The organism is Cyclobacterium xiamenense (assembly GCF_900109255.1).
GTDB classification, from domain to species: Bacteria; Bacteroidota; Bacteroidia; order Cytophagales; family Cyclobacteriaceae; genus Cyclobacterium; species Cyclobacterium xiamenense.
In genome coordinates this window covers 196,684-213,444 of sequence record NZ_FNZH01000005.1, presented here as the reverse complement: position 1 = coordinate 213,444, position 16,761 = coordinate 196,684, and the positions used below count along the sequence as shown (strand labels likewise).

Genomic DNA, 16,761 nt, shown 5'->3' with positions numbered 1-16,761 from the left:
TATGGATAGCAAACTACTCGGGGAATATATACGTAATTACAAAACGCCGTTCGAGGAAGAGATGGCGATGATCCCGGATTTTCTGGAGCTACTTGCCGACCCAATGGCCTTTAGCCGGGACCGAAAAGAAGGGCATTTCACGGCCTCCGCCTGGATTGTCAACCGAAGGAGGACGCATACCTTGCTCACCCTGCACCGGAAATTGGAAAAATGGCTGCAGCTCGGGGGGCATGCCGATGACAACCAAAACCTGCTGGAGGTAGCCATGAACGAGGCCCGCGAAGAGAGCGGATTAACTTCCCTGCGCTTGGTGGACCGGTTTATCTTTGACCTGGATGTGCACCTTATCCCGGCAAATGCGGTGGATGCGCAGCATTTTCACTACGATGTCCGGTTTTTGATCGAGGCAGAGATGGACGAGCCGCTGCTCATCAGTCCCGAAAGCAAGGACCTGGCATGGGTGGGTTTTGATATGACGGCAGAACTCGTCGGATACAACGCCTCTATTCTGCGCATGTTGGAAAAAACCAGCCGATCGGAAATACTCTTGTAAGGCGAAGCGGCACTTTTGGTTTTTGTAGGCGCTTTATTGGGTTTCTGCGCCGGGGAATTCGTATCTTCGCCAAAAATTTTGAGATGTACAACTACCTTTTCCCTTCCCTGGCCCTGTTTCTCCTTTTGGCTTCCTGCCAACCCTCTGTGGAGGAGCTCTTTCAGGCAGGGGTCACTTCACTGGAAGAACAAAATTACAAAGAATCCATCGCGTACTTAGACCGGCTGGTAGAGAAAGACAGCAGCCATGCAGCTGCCTGGAATGTACGGGGCATCGCATTTTTTCAGCAAGGTGCTCTCGACGAGGCCATCGAATCGTTTACCAAATCCATCAAACTGGATTCCCTCAATTACAAGCCCTTTTTTAACCGGGGCAATGCCTGGATGGAGAAGCAGTCCTACCGGGAAGCACTGATCGATTACAACCGCGCAAACGGGCTGGATTTTCAGCAGTCCGATATTTATTACAACCGGGGCCTGTCCCTGCTTGGGCTGGAAATGTACGAAGATGCCCTGGTGGACTTTGACATGGCCTTGCAGGCAAATCCGGAGCAGCCGGCGGTTTTGTTCAATAAGGCAAAAGCCCAATTGGGCAACAACGATCCGGTAAACGCCATTGCCAGCCTAAACGAAGTGGTCCGTCTCGATCAGCGCAATGCGTCTGCCTATTACTTATTGGGCGTTACCGAGATGAGTGCCCTCGGAAACAAGGAAAAGGGCTGCACCCAATTGAAAATGGCCCTATCTTTGGGCTACACGCAGGCCAAAGAATGGGTGGATGAATTTTGCGAGGAATAATGGCAGAAATAGGAAAAGACATTGAAAAAGCGGCTCGAATATTGTCCTCGGGGCAGCTAGTAGCCATTCCCACGGAGACCGTTTACGGTCTGGCCGGCAATGCGCTGGACGAGCAGGCGGTGCTGCGAATTTTTAAGACAAAAAAGCGCCCAGAGTTTGATCCCCTGATCATTCACCTGGGCGATAAAAGTCAGTTAAACGAATACGTTCGGGAAATACCCGAAGAACTGCAGCGATTGGCCGAACGTTTTTGGCCCGGGCCCCTAACTTTGCTGGTTTCCAAAAAACCAGTCATCTCCGATCTGATAACCAGCGGATTGGATACGGTTGGCGTACGTATTCCCCGTCATCCGCTTACCCGGAAATTGCTGCAATCCCTGGATTATCCCCTTGCGGCCCCAAGTGCCAATCCCTTTGGATACATCAGTCCTACCCGTGCCAGCCACGTGCAGGACCAACTGGGCGAGCAGATTCCATACATTTTGGATGGGGGCGTTTGCGAAGTGGGGTTGGAAAGCACCATCGTGGGCATGGAAGAGGGACAGGTCATCGTATACCGCCTGGGTGGCATATCCGTTTCCGATCTGGAACAAACGGTAGGAAAGGTGTTGATTCTTCCGCAATCCAGCAGCAATCCCAAGTCTCCCGGCATGCTAAAAAGTCATTATGCTCCGAAAAAACCGGTGGTTTTGGGAGACCTGGAGGCATTGATTGAAGGGTATAGGCAAAAAGGAACCGTTTTTGCGGTGCTGTCTTTTACCCGTACGTTTCCGGATTTACCCGAATCCCTGCAATTGGCCTTGAGTCCGGACGGGGATTACGACGAAGCGGCCCGAAACCTATTTTCTTCCATGCGCCTACTGGATGCCAGCGAGGCGGATGTGATTTTGGCGGAGGAACTGCCCGAAATTCATTTAGGAAAAGCCATAAATGACCGACTGAGACGGGCAGCTGCCAAATAAATTGATTATTTTTGAGTGAATTTTAAACCTACAACGTATGAATAATAGAATTAAGACAGTCGATAATGTTGATTTTAAAGGCAAGAAAGCCCTGGTTCGGGTAGATTTTAATGTTCCCCTGGATGATCAGTTTAACATTACCGACGACACCCGTATCGTTGCCGCCCTGCCTACCATCAAGAAAATTTTGAACGATGGCGGTGCCGTTATCCTGATGTCGCATTTGGGACGGCCAAAGTCTGGCCCGGAAGATAAATTTTCTTTGAAACACATCGTAACCGAGCTAAACAAGGCACTGGAACTATCGGTCACTTTTGCAAAAGATTGCGTTGGCACGGAAGCAACGCAACTGGCTACCAGCCTTAATCCTGGAGAAGTATTGCTATTGGAGAACCTGAGGTTTCACAAAGAAGAGGAAAAAGGAGACAAGGAATTTGCGAGGAAACTGGCGGCTTTGGGCGATATCTACGTAAACGACGCCTTTGGAACCGCCCACCGCGCCCATGCATCCACGGCAATCGTCGCCGAATTTTTTAACGATAAGGTGGCTGGATACCTGATGCAGGCAGAATTGGTCAATGCGGAAAAAGTACTGGAAGCGCCAGAAAGGCCCTTTACGGCCATTATGGGTGGAGCCAAGATCTCCGACAAAATATTGCTGATCGATAAGCTACTGGACAAGGTAGATACGCTGATCATCGGAGGGGGTATGTCCTACACCTTTGCCAAGGCGCAGGGAGGCACCATCGGCGACTCCCTGTTGGAAGAAGATAAGATGGGACTGGCCCTCCAATTGGTGGAAAAGGCCAAAAAATTAAACGTAAACCTGCTGTTGCCGGCGGATTCGGTTACCTCCAAGGCATTTGCCAACGATGCGGAACAGGGAACGGCCAAAAAAGGGCAAATACCGGATGGCTGGATGGGGCTGGACATCGGTCCGGAAAGCCGGGAAAAGTTTACCGATGTTATTCTCGCTTCCAAAACCGTCTTGTGGAACGGCCCTATGGGCGTGTTTGAGATGTCTAGTTTCGAAAAAGGCACAAAGGCCATTGCCGAAGCAGTAGTCGAAGCTACAGAAAAAGGAGCCTTTACCTTAATAGGAGGCGGCGATTCGGCCGCTGCGGTCAACAAATTTGGGTATGGAGACCGGGTATCCTTTGTTTCTACAGGCGGCGGTGCCTTGCTGGAATTAATGGAAGGAAAAATTCTGCCCGGCGTTAAAGCGCTGGAACCCTAAGTATTGCTCCAACGGATGCCCGTGACGGCTTCAGCTCGCCCTCTAGCAAGCTCGATCGCGTGCGAGCCGGAATTGGTGGGTGAGTCTGCCGACAGCCGTAGGCATGACGGCATGCTGTTGGCAAGAAAGCGTCCTCCTGCACGGGAGTTGCCCGGCAGGAGGAATTTTCTTACAAGGCAATAGCCAGGGTTCCCGTTTCGTTTGGAAAATGGATCTTGGTTTAAATGTATAGCTTTTCATGTCCATAGAAATCCATCAGGTATCAAAAAAATTCGGTCAGCAGCAAGTGCTCCAGCAAGTGAGCTTTCAGGCCAAACCGGGCCAGGTTCTGGGTTTTCTGGGGCCCAATGGTGCCGGTAAATCCACTACGATGAAGATTCTGACCGGCTACCTGACGGCGGACGAAGGCGAGGTTTTGGTGAAAGGGATTTCTGTAGCGAGGTATCCGAAGATCAGCAGTAAGCTTATCGGCTATTTACCCGAGCACAACCCCCTGTATCCCGACATGTACATTCCCGAGTTTCTACGTTTTGTCGGGGGATTGTACCGGCTCAGGGGTCGCGATCTGGCGCAGCGGGTACAGACGGTCATGGAGCAATGCGGTTTGATGCCGGAAAGGAAGAAGAAAATCGGCCTGCTTTCCAAAGGGTTCAAGCAACGGGTCGGGCTGGCCAAAAGCCTGGTACACGATCCGGAGATCATTGTGCTGGACGAGCCCACTTCCGGGCTGGATCCCAATCAGCTGGTGGAAATCCGGCAGCTGATTAAAAATGTCAGCAGGGACAAGACGCTCATTTTGAGCACCCATATCATGCAGGAAGTGGAGGCACTCTGCGACAAGGTGGTCATCATTCACAAAGGAAGGGTGGTGGCACAGGATCTGCTGGAACACCTGAAGTCCGGGCAGGAGGAAAGTCAGTTGGTCTTTGAATCCGAAGAAACGCTGGCTCCGGAATGGCTTGAGGATTTGTCGTATTCCAAGCTTTCCCGTCCCAATCCGACTACTTGTGTCTTTTCCTGTCCGGATTCCAAAAAATTGCGCCTGGAACTCATGCGGCTGGTGCAGGAGAGAAATGTAAACCTGGTCAGTATCCGGCAGCAGGAAAATAACCTGGAATCGATTTTTCACCAATTAACCCAACATTGACGTCGTGGTAAGTTTGTTGTTTAAGGAGGTACATGCGTTTTTCAGCAACCTATCGGCCTATTTGATTACCAGTATTTTTCTGGTGGCACTGGGTTTGATCGTCTGGGTATTTCCCGGAAGTAGCGTGCTGGAATACGGATACGCAGACTTGGATAGCTTGTTTACGTATACGCCGTTTGTGTTTATTTTTTTGATACCGGCCATTACCATGGGGATGGTGGCGGAGGAAAAAAACACCGGAACCTGGGAGCTATTGAAGACGTCGCCGCTCCGAAGCCACCACATCATCCTGGCGAAGTACCTGGCCGCCTTGTTGCTGGTTCTTTTTGCGCTGCTTCCCACCCTGATTTATTACTTCAGTGTAGTGCAACTGGGGGACCCCGTGGGCAATATTGACAGTGCCGGATTTTTCGGGTCGTATATCGGCTTATTTCTGGTGGCGGCCCTTTTTGCGGCAATGGGCTTGTTTAGTTCTTCGCTCACGTCCAATCAGATCATGGCGTTTGTACTAGCGGTTTTTTTATGTTTTCTGTTTTACGGAGGGATGGGCGCACTGGCCGCATTGGCCCTTGGCGATTTGGCGCTTTTTTTGGAATCGCTTGGAATCAGTTTCCATTTTGAACAAATGGGAAGGGGAGTGATCGTTTCCGAAAACCTGTTTTATTTCCTGGGTATGATTCTGACCTGGCTTATGTTAACCTGGATGCTGATAGAGAGAAATGGCTAGAGGCAACCGCACCATCTTGATCGGAGTTATGGCGCTGCTTCTCCTATGGCTGGCCCTGGGAATGCTTGAGAGTAGCTGGAAGTTTCGCCTGGACCTTACCGAAGAGGGACGCTACTCCCTTTCGGAAGCGACCCTGGAGATTCTGGAAAATATGGACGAACGGCTGGAAGTAGAGATCTTGCTGCAAGGCGATTTGCCTGCCGGAATGAAGCGCTTTCAGAAGGGAATAGAAGAAACCGTCAAAACCTTCCGAAATTACGCCAACGAAGACATCCGAATTGTTTACAAGGATCCCCTACAACTGGATCGCGAGTCCCGGGAGGCCTACATTGCGGACCTTGCTGCCTTTGGTATCAACCCTACCAACCTTTTCAGCACCCAAAATGGGGCGCAAACCTCCCGTCTGATATTTCCGGGAATCGTTCTGCGCACCGAAAGCTACGAATTAGGGGTCTTGCTATTAAAGGGAGAAATGGGAATGAGCCCGGATGAGACGCTAAACCTTTCCATCGAAAACCTGGAATTCGAAATTGCCCAGGCCTTGAAACGGCTCTATACAAGAAACAAACGGGCTGTGGGCGTCATTATCGGACAGGGGGAAATGGATGCGGATAACGGATTTGGGATGGTGGAGGCCTTAAACGAAGATTACGAGGTGTACAAAGTGCCCTTTGAACAGGCAAAGTCGGTAGAGGACCTGCTCAGCTTCGAAGTGCTGTTGGTAGCAGGCCCAAAGGAGGCCTATGGGGAGCGGGAAAAGTACCTGCTGGACCAGTATTTAATGTACGGGGGAAACCTGCTGTTTTTTGTGGATCAGCTGCAGGTAAACCTGGAAGATGCCGGAGATGGCGGTACGGTGGCCATGCCGGTTGATAACGGATTGGACGAGATGCTGTTCCGGTACGGGATCCGCATCAACCGAGACCTGATTCAGGATTTGAATTTTGGCTACCATCCGGTGGTGGCCGGAGATTTTGGGAATCAGTCCCAAATCGTCCCCTTGCCCTGGCCCTTCTACGTGCATGCCGGAAACATGGCCAATCACCCCATCACCAAGGGATTGGATCAGGTACAATTTCGGTTTGTCAGTACGCTGGATACGGTAAAGGCGGATGGTGTGAAAAAGACGCCCCTGGTATTCAGCAGTAATTTCACCAAAAGATTGAGTGCTCCGGTGCGGGTAGCGTTTGAAGACATGTCTGTAGAACCCGACATGGCCTCGTTTACGTTGCAAAATCTACCCTTGGTATACCTGCTGGAAGGGACCTTTTCCTCGTATTTTAAAAACAGATTTGTGCCAGAGGAGTTTGATGCCAGCTTGTTTCTTCCGGAAGGCAATACAGGACGCATACTCGTAGCCGGTGATGCAGATGTGGTAAAAAGCTGGGTGGATCCCAACGAAAAGCAGCCGCTTCCCCTGGGAATCAGCCCTTTTTCAGAAAATCAGATGGCAAATCGGGAATTTTTACAGAACGCAGTAAATTTTCTGGTTGATCCGGATGGAATCATGGCATCGAAGCGCAAGCAGTTTGAAATCCGGCCCTTGAATAAACGCAAAGTATCCCGTCAAAAGACGCTTTGGCAAACCATCAACCTGCTAGTACCGGTAGGAATGGTATTCCTCATCGGCTGGGTACAATACATTTTTAAGAAGCGAAAGTACGAAAAGGATTCCCGTAACAGCTAGTTTGATAAAATCCGGGGCTAATTTTATGCCATCTATTCAAATCCCTATGAGGGCTTTTGTGATTTTATTTATAACTTTACCCTGTTAAATACATGGGATGCATCCGGGGAATCAAATTTTGCTTACCGGCAAAGCTTTGTCTATCCGAAATCATCTTTTTTATCGGCGTTCTTTTCCGTGATTAAACGGAACTGCAGTGCAATCAATTGACCGACGTAATAAATAAAATACACCTATGAAATTTATTGTTTCTTCTTCATCCCTACTGAAGCAGCTGTCTTCCATCAATGGGGTAGTGACTACCAACCCGGTGGTGCCGATTTTAGAAAACTTTCTCTTTGAAATCAAAGACAGTAAACTCACGGTGACGGCTTCTGACCTGCAAACATCCATGATTACCGAAATAGAGGTGGAGGCAAAAGAAGATGGCAATATTGCGGTGCCTGCGAAGATACTCATTGAAACCCTCAAAAACCTTCCCGAACAGCCGGTTACCTTTAGCATCGATAAGGATACCTACAGCATTGAAATTAGTTCCGATAACGGTAGGTACAAATTGGCCGGTGAAAATGCCACGGATTTCCCGCGAATTCCCGGAGTGAGCAACGCCACAACCGTAGAGATGTCCACCGAGGTGTTGAGTAGCGCCATTGCAAATACCATTTTTGCTACCAGCAACGACGAACTCCGGCCTGCCATGACCGGCGTGTATATCAATCTTAGTGATACCAATACCACTTTTGTCGCCACAGACGGGCACCGCCTTATCCGGTACCGACGGGTGGACATCGCCTCACCGGAAGCAGCCAGCATCATTGTACCGCGAAAGGCGCTAAACCTGCTAAAGACTACTCTTCCGGCCGAGAATGTACCCGTAACCGTCGAGTTCAACAGCAGCAATGCCTACTTTAAATTCAACACCATCAAGATGATCTGTCGGTTGATTGACGAACGTTTTCCGGATTACGAAAACGTCATCCCAATGGATAATAACAACGATATGGTCATCAACCGACAGGAGTTTTTAGGCTCCCTGCGGAGAATTGCCATATATGCCAACAAAACCACACACCAGGTTCGTTTGAAACTGACCGGGAGCGAGTTGCAAATTTCTGCAGAAGACCTGGATTTTTCCAACGAGGCCAACGAACGGCTTTCTTGTGAACACGAGGGCGAAGACATCGAAATCGGATTCAACGCCAAATTCCTGGTGGAAATGCTCAACAATATTTCAGCCAAAGAAGTGACGCTGAAATTTAGTGCGCCCAACCGGGCAGGCTTGATTTTGCCCTCCGATATGAGTGAAAACGAGGATATCCTCATGCTGGTGATGCCGGTGATGCTGAGCAATTACGTGTAAATCGGGCGCCACAGGTTGCTGTTATTGGGAGCGCCAACCACCTAACCGAGCGTTCCAGACACCTGAAAAATGCGGTGCTTGACGGAAACCGGGCCTGTCCAACCGCTTTTGAAGGAGCAGGGCCGTTCCTAAGGGCAGGAATACCGGGTCGGCAGTAAATGGCTTCCGGATACTACGAAACCAAACCATGCGATGCGACGATTACCTCTCTTGATTCCCCTGTTTGCCTTGCTTTTCGGCAACACCTCCTGTTCCGAAAAACCGCTGGAGCCCTTCGCCTTTGTACAAATGTGCGATACGCAGTTGGGGATGGGTGGCTACGAACACGATCTGCTGACATTTCAGCAGGCTGTCAGGCAGATAAACGAACTGGAGGTAGATTTTGTGGTGATTTGCGGCGATTTGGTTCACGATGCCAACGACCGTTCCTACGCCGACTTTCGGACCATTCGGGACGGTTTACAGCTCCCCAGTTACCTGGTTTCCGGAAACCATGACGTGGGCAATACACCCACCGACTCCAGCTTGCGGTATTACCGGGAAACCATTGGGGAGGATTACTACCAATTCGACCACAAAAACCACTCCTTCGTAGTCACCAATACGCAGTTATGGAAAGTAGCGGTGGAAGAGGAATCCGAAAAACACCGAGCCTGGTTTGAAAAAAGCCTTATCGAACAAGGGGAGCGTGGGTATCCGGTGTTTGTGTTGGGGCATTATCCCCTGTATACGGAGCATCCGGACGAAGAAGAACACTACTACAACCTGCCCCTGCCAACGCGAAAGCGATTGCTGGATTTGTTTGTGGAAAATAACGTGGTAGCCTATTTGTCTGGTCATACGCACAAATTGACGAAGAATACCTACGAGAACATCCAACTGGTAAGTGGGGAGACGAGCAGCAAGAACTTTGACGGGCGGCCATTGGGCTTCCGGGTATGGCAGGTATCGGCAGACAGCCTGTACCATCACTTTGTGCCCCTGGAAGCTACGGGAGCCGATTCCGTACCCACTACATCTTTCGTAAACTAGCGTCCTATGGCGCGCCTGGGCAAACTGTTGGTCAGAATACCCTTCGTAAAAAAGAACCGTTGCACGCTTCTGTGTTTTGGTTCAGAAATCGGTCCAATGACAAGGGGCAAAAAAGGAATGAATATACAACGCCAAACCATCATCCGCTGCCCGGTATGCGGCCATCAAAAAGCGGAAACCATGCCTACCGACGCCTGTGTGTATTTTTACACATGCAATAATTGCAGCAACGTACTAAAACCAAAGCCGGGAGATTGTTGCGTGTATTGCAGTTACGCTACCGTTAAGTGTCCACCCGTACAAGCCGATACGAATTGCTGCAACCGAACGTAATCACCTTTGACTTTAAGCGACGCACCCTGATTTCAGGCCCCCATTTGCTGGGCTCGCTGCTGATCCTGTCCGGTATACTTGCCTTGGTAGGCACGTCATTCCTAAACCTCGGCGACTCCCTGGAAAGAAATCTTGCGGTTGGGATGGCTGCCATTCTCCTGGGACTACCTATCCTTTCTACCTACGGGGGCACGCGCATTGATTTTTCAGGCAATCGCTACAAAAACTATCGGTCCATCGCCGGGTTCAGACAGGGCGCGTGGAAAACACTTCCTCTCATTGTGCGGGTGGAATTGATCGAAACCAAGCGGAGGCGTACCAACCAACCGAATGGAATAAGCCCAACACTCTCCGGTAATGTCATCGAATTCACAATCCTAATGTATGCATCGGCCCCGCGTCCGCTGTTTGTCTTCGTGTATACAAATGGAGACAAAGCGCTGGAACAGGCACAGTTGTTGGCTTCAGCCCTGAAATGCAAATTGGTCCTTCCTATTTCGCAATCCACCAAGCCTGGGAGACAAGGAACCGAATAGAGAAAAAGCGCCTTCTTTGCCAGGCAGCGAACCCCGGAACCAAAAATGTTTCTCAACGGGAAAAAGCATTCGAAGAAAAACAACCTGGCAAATGGCAAAAAAAAAGACGCCCGTTCGGACGCCTTTGACGAATTAGCTTTCTGCTTCCGGATCGTATTCCATGTCCATATCGATGTCCTCCGGATCAATATCCAGGATTTCTGGAAGGTCTATTTCCAGGACGACCTCCCGTCGAACCAGTTCCGCCATCATGTCCATTTGCTGCGCAAAGGGGGCACCTTCTTCTTTCAATTCATTGAAGCGATTCATCAATTCATCGTCGCTGTAAGCGGCGTACCGTTGCTTCCGGTTTTCTTTAATCTGTGCTTTTTGCACCCTCAGGACGGAATCTTTCCGCGCTTCAAGCTTTTCTTCGTACCGGTCCATCAGTTGCTCCAATTCTTCGCTTTCTGCAAAGGGTGTACTGCTTACCGTCACTGGTTCGGCCACCCCATCGATGTGTACCACGGTCAAGGTGTCTGGATTCTTTACGTAATAGGCATCTCCGGTCTCGGTATCCAGTATCCGTTCGGTTTCAAAAATGTATCGATCCTCCTTTTCTCCCGAACATGAGGCCATGATGAGCAGTAGCAGTAGGATTCCTAATTGATTTCGAATAAGCATAGGTACGTATGGTTTGTAGGTGAACATTTCTTTCCTTGTACAGGTCCGATGACCTGCACCTTAAATGGTGCAAAAACCATGACAAAGGATGCCCAAACCACAGCCAGGTGGCAGAGAAATTTAATATTCTTAGTAAACTACTATAGAGACTCCTCAAAACACAAAAAAGGCAGCCCAACGGCTGCCTTTTTCTAGTCGAATACGTGGATAATTGCCTGTTATTTCTGGTAGGTGACCGATTTCACGGCGTCAATGGTGCGTTTGGCATTGGGTAATGTAGCTTCGATGTAGGTAGGGGAGTAACTCAACGGGATATCCATGGAGTTGACCCGCATGACCGGTGCATCGAGGTAATCAAATGCATGCCGCTGTATCGTAAAGGCCAGGTCGGTAGAAATGGAGGCAACCGGATTGGCTTCTTCTACGATGACGCATCGGTTCGTCTTTTTTACCGATTCGAGTACGGTCTTGTAATCGATGGGCCGAACCGTTCGCAGGTCAATGACTTCGGCCATGATGCCTTCTTTTGCCAGTTCATCGGCCGCTTCAAACGCCACTTTCATCATCTTCCCGAAGGAAACCAGGGTAACGTCGTCGCCTTTTCGTTTGATCTCTGCGATGCCAATCGGGAGTAGGTACTCGCTTTCGGGAACCTCGCCCTTATCGCTGTACATCAATTCAGATTCCATAAAAATTACCGGGTTTTCATCCCGAATCGAGGCTTTCAGCAGCCCCTTGGCATCGTAGGGGTTGGATGGCACCACCACTTTTAACCCCGGGGTATTGGCGAACCAGTTTTCAAAATTTGAGGAATGCGTTGCTCCTAATTGTCCTGCGTTTCCGGTGGGCCCCCGAAACACGATCGGCACGCTGTATTGACCACCGGACATGGCCAGCATTTTGGCCGAAGAATTGACCAACTGATCCATGGCCACAAGGGAGAAGTTAAACGTCATAAACTCTATAATGGGTCGCAGTCCATTCATGGCTGCACCCACACCCAATCCGGAAAATCCAAGCTCGGAGATAGGCGTATCGATGACACGGTCGGGCCCAAACTCGTCCAGCATTCCCTGGCTGGCCTTGTAGGCACCGTTGTATTCCGCTACTTCTTCGCCCATCAGAAACACGTTTTTATCGCGTCTCATCTCTTCCGACATGGCTTCCTTGATTGCATCTCTGAATTGTATTTCTCTCATTTAGTCGCAAAATTTTCTATCGTCGTAAAAATAGAAAGGAATCTTACAATTACCAAGCAGGATGTATCATTCAGGAAGTTTAATTAAAAGATTCTGCCTTTATTTGTAGGAAAGGAAGGGCTGTCTCCTTGCCCCATCTTCCGGAACGGTTACTACACCCGCGCATGCAAAACCGGTGGAAGCGTAGGATACAGGTAAGTAGAAAAACATGAAAAAAATAGCATTGATTAGCGATACGCATGGTGATTTTCCGCAAAATGCCCGGGGCATATTGGAAGATGTGGACGAAATCTGGCATGCTGGAGATGTGGGAGATCCCCGTGTGCTGGCCGCCCTGCCACAGGGACCGCTGCAGCGCATCGTTTATGGAAACATCGACGATACCGAGCTGAGAAGTCGGTATCCGGAGGAACTATTTTTTGAAAGTGGAGGGGTAAAGGCACTGATGCTGCACATTGGAGGGAAACCCCCGCGCTACGCCAAAGGTGTCAAAACGAAAATCCGTTCCTTGCAACCGGACTTGTTTGTCTGCGGTCATTCCCATATTTGCAAAGTGGAATTCGATAAGCAACTGAATTGCCTGTACCTGAATCCGGGTGCACTGGGAAATCAGGGTTTTCACCAGGTAAAAACCCTACTGACCTTCGAATTGGACAAAAAAATAAAAAACCTACGTGTGGTGGAGTTGGGAAAACGCGGAAAACTATAAAAAAAACCCAACAAGCGCTGGGTTCATTTGGGGTTTTATTTGTCGGAGAACTCCTTTTTGATCGCTGCAACATCCACGTTTTTGATCACGGGCTTGGCGTTCAATTGTTTGATTTTCAAGACTCTGGCGTTCTGTGCCTGTCTCTTTCTCCTCAACTTTCTTTTTAAAGTAGTAACAGCCATGGTATTTTTTATTTATGTTATTCCTGAAATCGAAGGGCAAAGGTAGTAAACTATTGGAAAAAAGTGCCATTTACGGGCAAAGAAGTTTACCTATGCGGCGAAATATACCCCTTTGCCGGCCCTTCAATCCTGTAATATTTTATACCTTTGGGCAAATTTCCAACGCATGAGCAAACAAAAACCAAGCATACCAAAAGGAATGAGGGATTTTGGGCCGGTAGAAATGGCTCGACGGAACTATATTTTCACTACCATACGGGATACCTTCCGTCTGTTTGGTTACGAGCAGCTGGAGACACCGGCCATGGAAAACCTGAGTACCCTTACCGGCAAATACGGTGAGGAAGGGGATCAGTTGCTCTTTAAGGTGTTGAATAGCGGTGAATTTTTAAAAAAGGTGAACGATACCGCGTTTAAATCGGGCGAGACCGCTGTACTTCCCCTGCTTTCGGAAAAGGGATTGCGGTATGACCTGACAGTCCCTTTTGCCCGGTATGTGGTCATGCACCAAAACGAGATTAGTTTCCCATTCAAACGCTTTCAGATGCAGCCGGTATGGCGAGCGGACCGACCGCAAAAGGGCAGGTACCGGGAGTTTTACCAATGCGACGCCGACGTGGTCGGAACGGACAGCCTGATCTGCGAAGCGGAGATCATTGCCATGATCAAACGGGTCTTTGCCGCGTTTGGGTTGGCCGATTACAGCATCCACCTGAATAACCGTAAAATACTATCAGGTATCGCCGAGGTAGCCGGGGCAGCCGGCATGGAAGCGGAACTGTGTGTCGCCATCGACAAACTAGACAAGATCGGCCGGGAACGGGTAGAGGAGGAGTTGTACCAAAAAGGCTTTTCGCAGGAGGCAGTGGCCGTGTTGGCTCCCGTGCTGGAAGCGTCAGAACGAAGCAACGGCGAATGGCTGGACTTCTTAAAGGCATTCCTGGCAAACAGTGTGGTGGGTTCAACCGGTCTGAAAGAAGTGGAGGAAGTACTGTCTTTTCTTACCCTATTGGGCGAAGACACACGGTTTCTTACCCTGGACCCCGTCCTGGCACGGGGCTTATCCTATTATACCGGAGCCATTTTTGAGGTAAAAGTGTCCGGTGTGGGCGTTGGCTCGGTGAGTGGTGGCGGCCGTTACGACAACCTTACGGGGGTATTTGGTCTTCCCGATATTTCCGGGGTTGGCTTTTCATTCGGGGTGGATCGTCTGTATGACGTTCTGGACGCCCTCAACTTGTTCCCAGAAGCCCAAAATGAGGGTACACGCGTGATGTTGGCGCATTTTGGTGCCGAGGAAAGGAAGCAAGCCATGGCGTACCTGGCCGCTTTCAGAAGAGCGGGTATTGCTGCGGAGATATATCCGGATCTGGCAAAAATCAAGAAGCAATTCAACTATGCCGACAAAAAAAATATAGCCTTTGTAGCTATCCTGGGTGCGGAGGAATTAGCAAACGGAACGCTGGGTCTAAAAAACATGGTCAGTGGTGAGCAGGAAACCCTGAGCCTGGAAGAGGCTATCTCCCGGCTCCAGGGGTAACTGCCGTACCTTCCTCAATCGATTTTAAAAATGGAAGAGATGGGGATGGTGATGCCTCCCTTCAGGGATATGAATCGTTCGCCCACTGCCCAAACGGTGGTATTGATCCGGTAGGCATTTCCATCAGCTGTCTGGAAGTAGATCCAGACTTTGTTGCGGGCTATATTACCAAGTATCTGGGACTTTTGTAATTCGAGCAAGCGCATGCGTTTCGCCTCGGGATCGACTACAACTTCCTTTCCTGAAAATTGGAGGTTCTGCACGTGCTCTTTCTCAATGGTGATGATTTCTTTTTCCAGCGTGTTCATAAAGGTGTTAGTTAGGTTTGATTGAAACAAAGAGGATTCAATGCTATTTAATACGGAAAATGATTCAAAGAGGTTTAATAATTGGGGAAATCTTGCTTTTGTAAAAGTATCTGCCTGTTTGTTTCCGATTTTTGAAAGAAGTGCGAACAACTCGGAGGAACAAACGTTAGATATTCGATTATATTTGTATATACTTTAACGATAGAACCTATGATGGATTTCATGAACCTGATGAACAAGGTAAAAGAGGCGCAGGCAAAAATTAAAGAAACCCAGGCGGAGCTTGTTCACTTACGGGCAGAGGGCGAGGCAGGGGCAGGAATGGTAAAGGTCGTTGTGAACGGGCAGCGGAAAGTCCTGGACATCGCTATCGACAGCTCACTGGTAAACGAACAAGACAAAGACATGATGAAAGACCTGATTGTCGGCGCCACCAACAAGGCCCTGGAAAACATCGATGCAAAAATCAAAGAAAAAATGAGTGCTGCTACCGCAGGGATGATGCCCAATATCCCAGGAATGGATTTTGGTAACATGGTCTGATGAAGAAAGCCGCAATCGTCATTTTGAATTTTAACGGGAAAGGAGTGCTCAAAAAGTACCTGTCCCAGGTGGTTCATCAGTCTGTTTTTGAAGTGATTGTGGTGGACAATGGGAGCACGGATGGGTCCATCGACTACCTAACCGTACATTTTCCGGAAATACGCTTGCTGCTCCTAGGAGAAAACCACGGCTACAGCAAGGGGTACAACCTGGGCCTGGAAACCCTTAACGGACAGTTTGATTACTACTTGTTGTTGAACTCGGACGTGAAAGTGGTACAGGGCTGGGACGAAGCATTGGTTCGCTACATGGAAGGAAACCCTACATTGGCGGCCTGTCAGCCCAAAGTCCTTTCGCTGAAACAAACAGGGTACTTTGACTATGCCGGCGCCGCCGGTGGCTACCTGGACCGGCTGGGGTATCCCTATTGCCGGGGTAGGATACTGCATACGTTGGAAAAAGATAGCGGGCAATACGACCAATCCCAACCCATCGATTGGGCCTCCGGCGCTTGTTTCTGCGTCAGGGCCGATTTGTTTCACGAATTTGGCGGATTCAATCCCAATTTTTTTTCACACATGGAAGAAATTGAGCTCTGCTGGCGCTGGAGAAATGCCGGCTTTCAAATTCACCATTGCAGCGATGCCCAGGTCTATCACTTCGGCGGCGGCACGCTGGCTAGCACCAACCCCTTTAAAACCTACTTGAACTTTCGAAACAGCCTGTTTATGCTGTATGCAAACCTGACCAGGGGCGGTTTTTGGCCGGTTTTTTTCCTGCGGGTTGTGTTGGATACGGCGGCGGCGCTGCACCTGTGGTATGGCAGTGGACCTGCCCACGGCAAGGCGGTGCTGCGTGCGTACCGCGATTTTTGGAGCGAACGCAACCGGAAGGCACCCGGAAATGCGATTCGGGTAGGATGCGTTGGTTCAGAAAAATCTACCCAACCCTTCTCGTTGATCGTTTCCTACTACGTTCTCGGAAAACGGTATTTCTCCTCCCTCCACTAATCAAAGAGAATGGGATTGTTCATTCTCCGGAAATAGGTCCGCAGCTTCATCAGCATGGCCATGCTCACATAAAGGATGATGGGAGAGCCCAGGGTGATGAAAGAGCTGTAAATAAAAAACAACCGGATGCTGTCAATTGGGAAATGAAGTTTTTCTCCTAATTTTGAACAAACGCCAAATGCGCTGCCCTGAAAGAATAATTTGATCTGTTCCATCCTTTTAACCTGTTTAAATGT

General features: G+C 49.5%; 20 protein-coding genes. 15 read left to right on the top strand and 5 right to left on the bottom strand.

From position 1 onward, the window contains the following. Position 1: 1 nt before the first annotated feature. From BMW71_RS16785 to BMW71_RS16735, 11 genes are all read left to right on the top strand, one after another. Positions 2–553, top strand: coding sequence for an NUDIX hydrolase (locus BMW71_RS16785; protein ID WP_092176592.1), 552 nt, complete (start codon positions 2–4; stop codon positions 551–553). An 83-nt stretch (positions 554–636) separates the two neighbouring features. Continuing rightward, on the top strand, positions 637–1,350 hold the full coding sequence (locus tag BMW71_RS16780) for a tetratricopeptide repeat protein (RefSeq protein WP_092176590.1): 714 nt from the start codon (positions 637–639) through the stop codon (positions 1,348–1,350). Continuing rightward, positions 1,350–2,312, top strand: coding sequence for an L-threonylcarbamoyladenylate synthase (locus BMW71_RS16775; protein WP_092176587.1), 963 nt, complete (start codon positions 1,350–1,352; stop codon positions 2,310–2,312). The genes BMW71_RS16780 and BMW71_RS16775 overlap by 1 nt, the downstream gene beginning before the upstream one ends. 37 nt (positions 2,313–2,349) lie before the next feature. Further along, positions 2,350–3,549: a phosphoglycerate kinase gene (locus tag BMW71_RS16770; RefSeq protein ID WP_092176584.1), complete on the top strand. Its 1,200-nt coding sequence runs from the start codon at positions 2,350–2,352 to the stop codon at positions 3,547–3,549. A 238-nt stretch (positions 3,550–3,787) separates the two neighbouring features. After that, entirely contained in the window at positions 3,788–4,696 is a 909-nt protein-coding gene (gene gldA / locus BMW71_RS16765) for a gliding motility-associated ABC transporter ATP-binding subunit GldA (RefSeq protein ID WP_092176582.1), read from the top strand. Between the two features lie 4 nt (positions 4,697–4,700). After that, on the top strand, positions 4,701–5,423 hold the full coding sequence (gldF, locus tag BMW71_RS16760) for a gliding motility-associated ABC transporter permease subunit GldF (RefSeq protein WP_092176579.1): 723 nt from the start codon (positions 4,701–4,703) through the stop codon (positions 5,421–5,423). After that, positions 5,416–7,110 (top strand): gliding motility-associated ABC transporter substrate-binding protein GldG, encoded by a 1,695-nt coding sequence (gene gldG, locus BMW71_RS16755; RefSeq protein ID WP_092176577.1) that lies wholly within the window; start codon positions 5,416–5,418, stop codon positions 7,108–7,110. Before gldF ends, gldG begins: the two co-directional genes overlap by 8 nt. A gap of 235 nt (positions 7,111–7,345) precedes the next feature. Next, positions 7,346–8,470, top strand: a complete 1,125-nt coding sequence (gene dnaN / locus BMW71_RS16750; RefSeq protein WP_092176574.1) for a DNA polymerase III subunit beta — start codon at positions 7,346–7,348, stop codon at positions 8,468–8,470. Between the two features lie 192 nt (positions 8,471–8,662). Then, the gene (locus BMW71_RS16745) at positions 8,663–9,502 is read left to right on the top strand and encodes a metallophosphoesterase (protein ID WP_092176571.1); all 840 of its coding nucleotides are present in this window, start codon (positions 8,663–8,665) and stop codon (positions 9,500–9,502) included. 6 nt (positions 9,503–9,508) lie between these two features. Further along, the gene (locus BMW71_RS23915) at positions 9,509–9,835 is read left to right on the top strand and encodes a GDCCVxC domain-containing (seleno)protein (RefSeq protein ID WP_449390439.1); all 327 of its coding nucleotides are present in this window, start codon (positions 9,509–9,511) and stop codon (positions 9,833–9,835) included. Beyond that, positions 9,790–10,371, top strand: coding sequence for a hypothetical protein (locus BMW71_RS16735; RefSeq protein WP_177179684.1), 582 nt, complete (start codon positions 9,790–9,792; stop codon positions 10,369–10,371). The genes BMW71_RS23915 and BMW71_RS16735 overlap by 46 nt, the downstream gene beginning before the upstream one ends. 132 nt (positions 10,372–10,503) lie before the next feature. Here the strand turns inward: BMW71_RS16735 and BMW71_RS16730 are convergent, their stop codons facing one another. Together BMW71_RS16730 and BMW71_RS16725 are read right to left on the bottom strand one after the other, a co-directional pair. Then, the gene (locus BMW71_RS16730; protein WP_143057659.1) at positions 10,504–11,034 is read right to left on the bottom strand and encodes a hypothetical protein; all 531 of its coding nucleotides are present in this window, start codon (positions 11,032–11,034) and stop codon (positions 10,504–10,506) included. Between the two features lie 218 nt (positions 11,035–11,252). Then, positions 11,253–12,233 (bottom strand): pyruvate dehydrogenase complex E1 component subunit beta, encoded by a 981-nt coding sequence (locus tag BMW71_RS16725; protein ID WP_092176563.1) that lies wholly within the window; start codon positions 12,231–12,233, stop codon positions 11,253–11,255. A 208-nt stretch (positions 12,234–12,441) separates the two neighbouring features. Here BMW71_RS16725 and BMW71_RS16720 point away from each other — a divergent pair, with 208 nt between their 5' ends. Further along, entirely contained in the window at positions 12,442–12,942 is a 501-nt protein-coding gene (locus BMW71_RS16720) for a metallophosphoesterase family protein (protein ID WP_092176561.1), read from the top strand. Positions 12,943–12,977: 35 nt separating this feature from the next. On the opposite strand, the gene BMW71_RS23755 is transcribed toward BMW71_RS16720, so the two are convergent. Then, positions 12,978–13,124: a hypothetical protein gene (locus tag BMW71_RS23755; protein WP_174238251.1), complete on the bottom strand. Its 147-nt coding sequence runs from the start codon at positions 13,122–13,124 to the stop codon at positions 12,978–12,980. A gap of 166 nt (positions 13,125–13,290) precedes the next feature. Between BMW71_RS23755 and hisS the strand changes: the two genes are divergently transcribed. Next, positions 13,291–14,664 carry a histidine--tRNA ligase gene (gene hisS, locus BMW71_RS16715; RefSeq protein WP_092176558.1) on the top strand — a complete coding sequence of 458 codons (1,374 nt, stop codon included), beginning with the start codon at positions 13,291–13,293 and terminating at the stop codon, positions 14,662–14,664. Between the two features lie 14 nt (positions 14,665–14,678). Here hisS and BMW71_RS16710 read toward each other — a convergent pair whose 3' ends face one another. Beyond that, the gene (locus tag BMW71_RS16710; protein WP_092176869.1) at positions 14,679–14,972 is read right to left on the bottom strand and encodes a hypothetical protein; all 294 of its coding nucleotides are present in this window, start codon (positions 14,970–14,972) and stop codon (positions 14,679–14,681) included. Between the two features lie 210 nt (positions 14,973–15,182). Between BMW71_RS16710 and BMW71_RS16705 the strand changes: the two genes are divergently transcribed. Together BMW71_RS16705 and BMW71_RS16700 are read left to right on the top strand one after the other, a co-directional pair. Then, a complete protein-coding gene (locus BMW71_RS16705) occupies positions 15,183–15,515 on the top strand; it encodes a YbaB/EbfC family nucleoid-associated protein (protein ID WP_092176555.1) in 333 nt (110 codons plus the stop codon). Next, the gene (locus BMW71_RS16700) at positions 15,515–16,525 is read left to right on the top strand and encodes a glycosyltransferase family 2 protein (RefSeq protein WP_092176553.1); all 1,011 of its coding nucleotides are present in this window, start codon (positions 15,515–15,517) and stop codon (positions 16,523–16,525) included. Before BMW71_RS16705 ends, BMW71_RS16700 begins: the two co-directional genes overlap by 1 nt. Here BMW71_RS16700 and BMW71_RS16695 read toward each other — a convergent pair. Next, complete coding sequence (locus BMW71_RS16695; protein ID WP_092176550.1) at positions 16,522–16,740, bottom strand: PspC domain-containing protein; 219 nt, start codon at positions 16,738–16,740, stop codon at positions 16,522–16,524. The two genes, BMW71_RS16700 and BMW71_RS16695, sit on opposite strands and share 4 nt — an antisense overlap. Positions 16,741–16,761 lie beyond the last annotated feature (21 nt).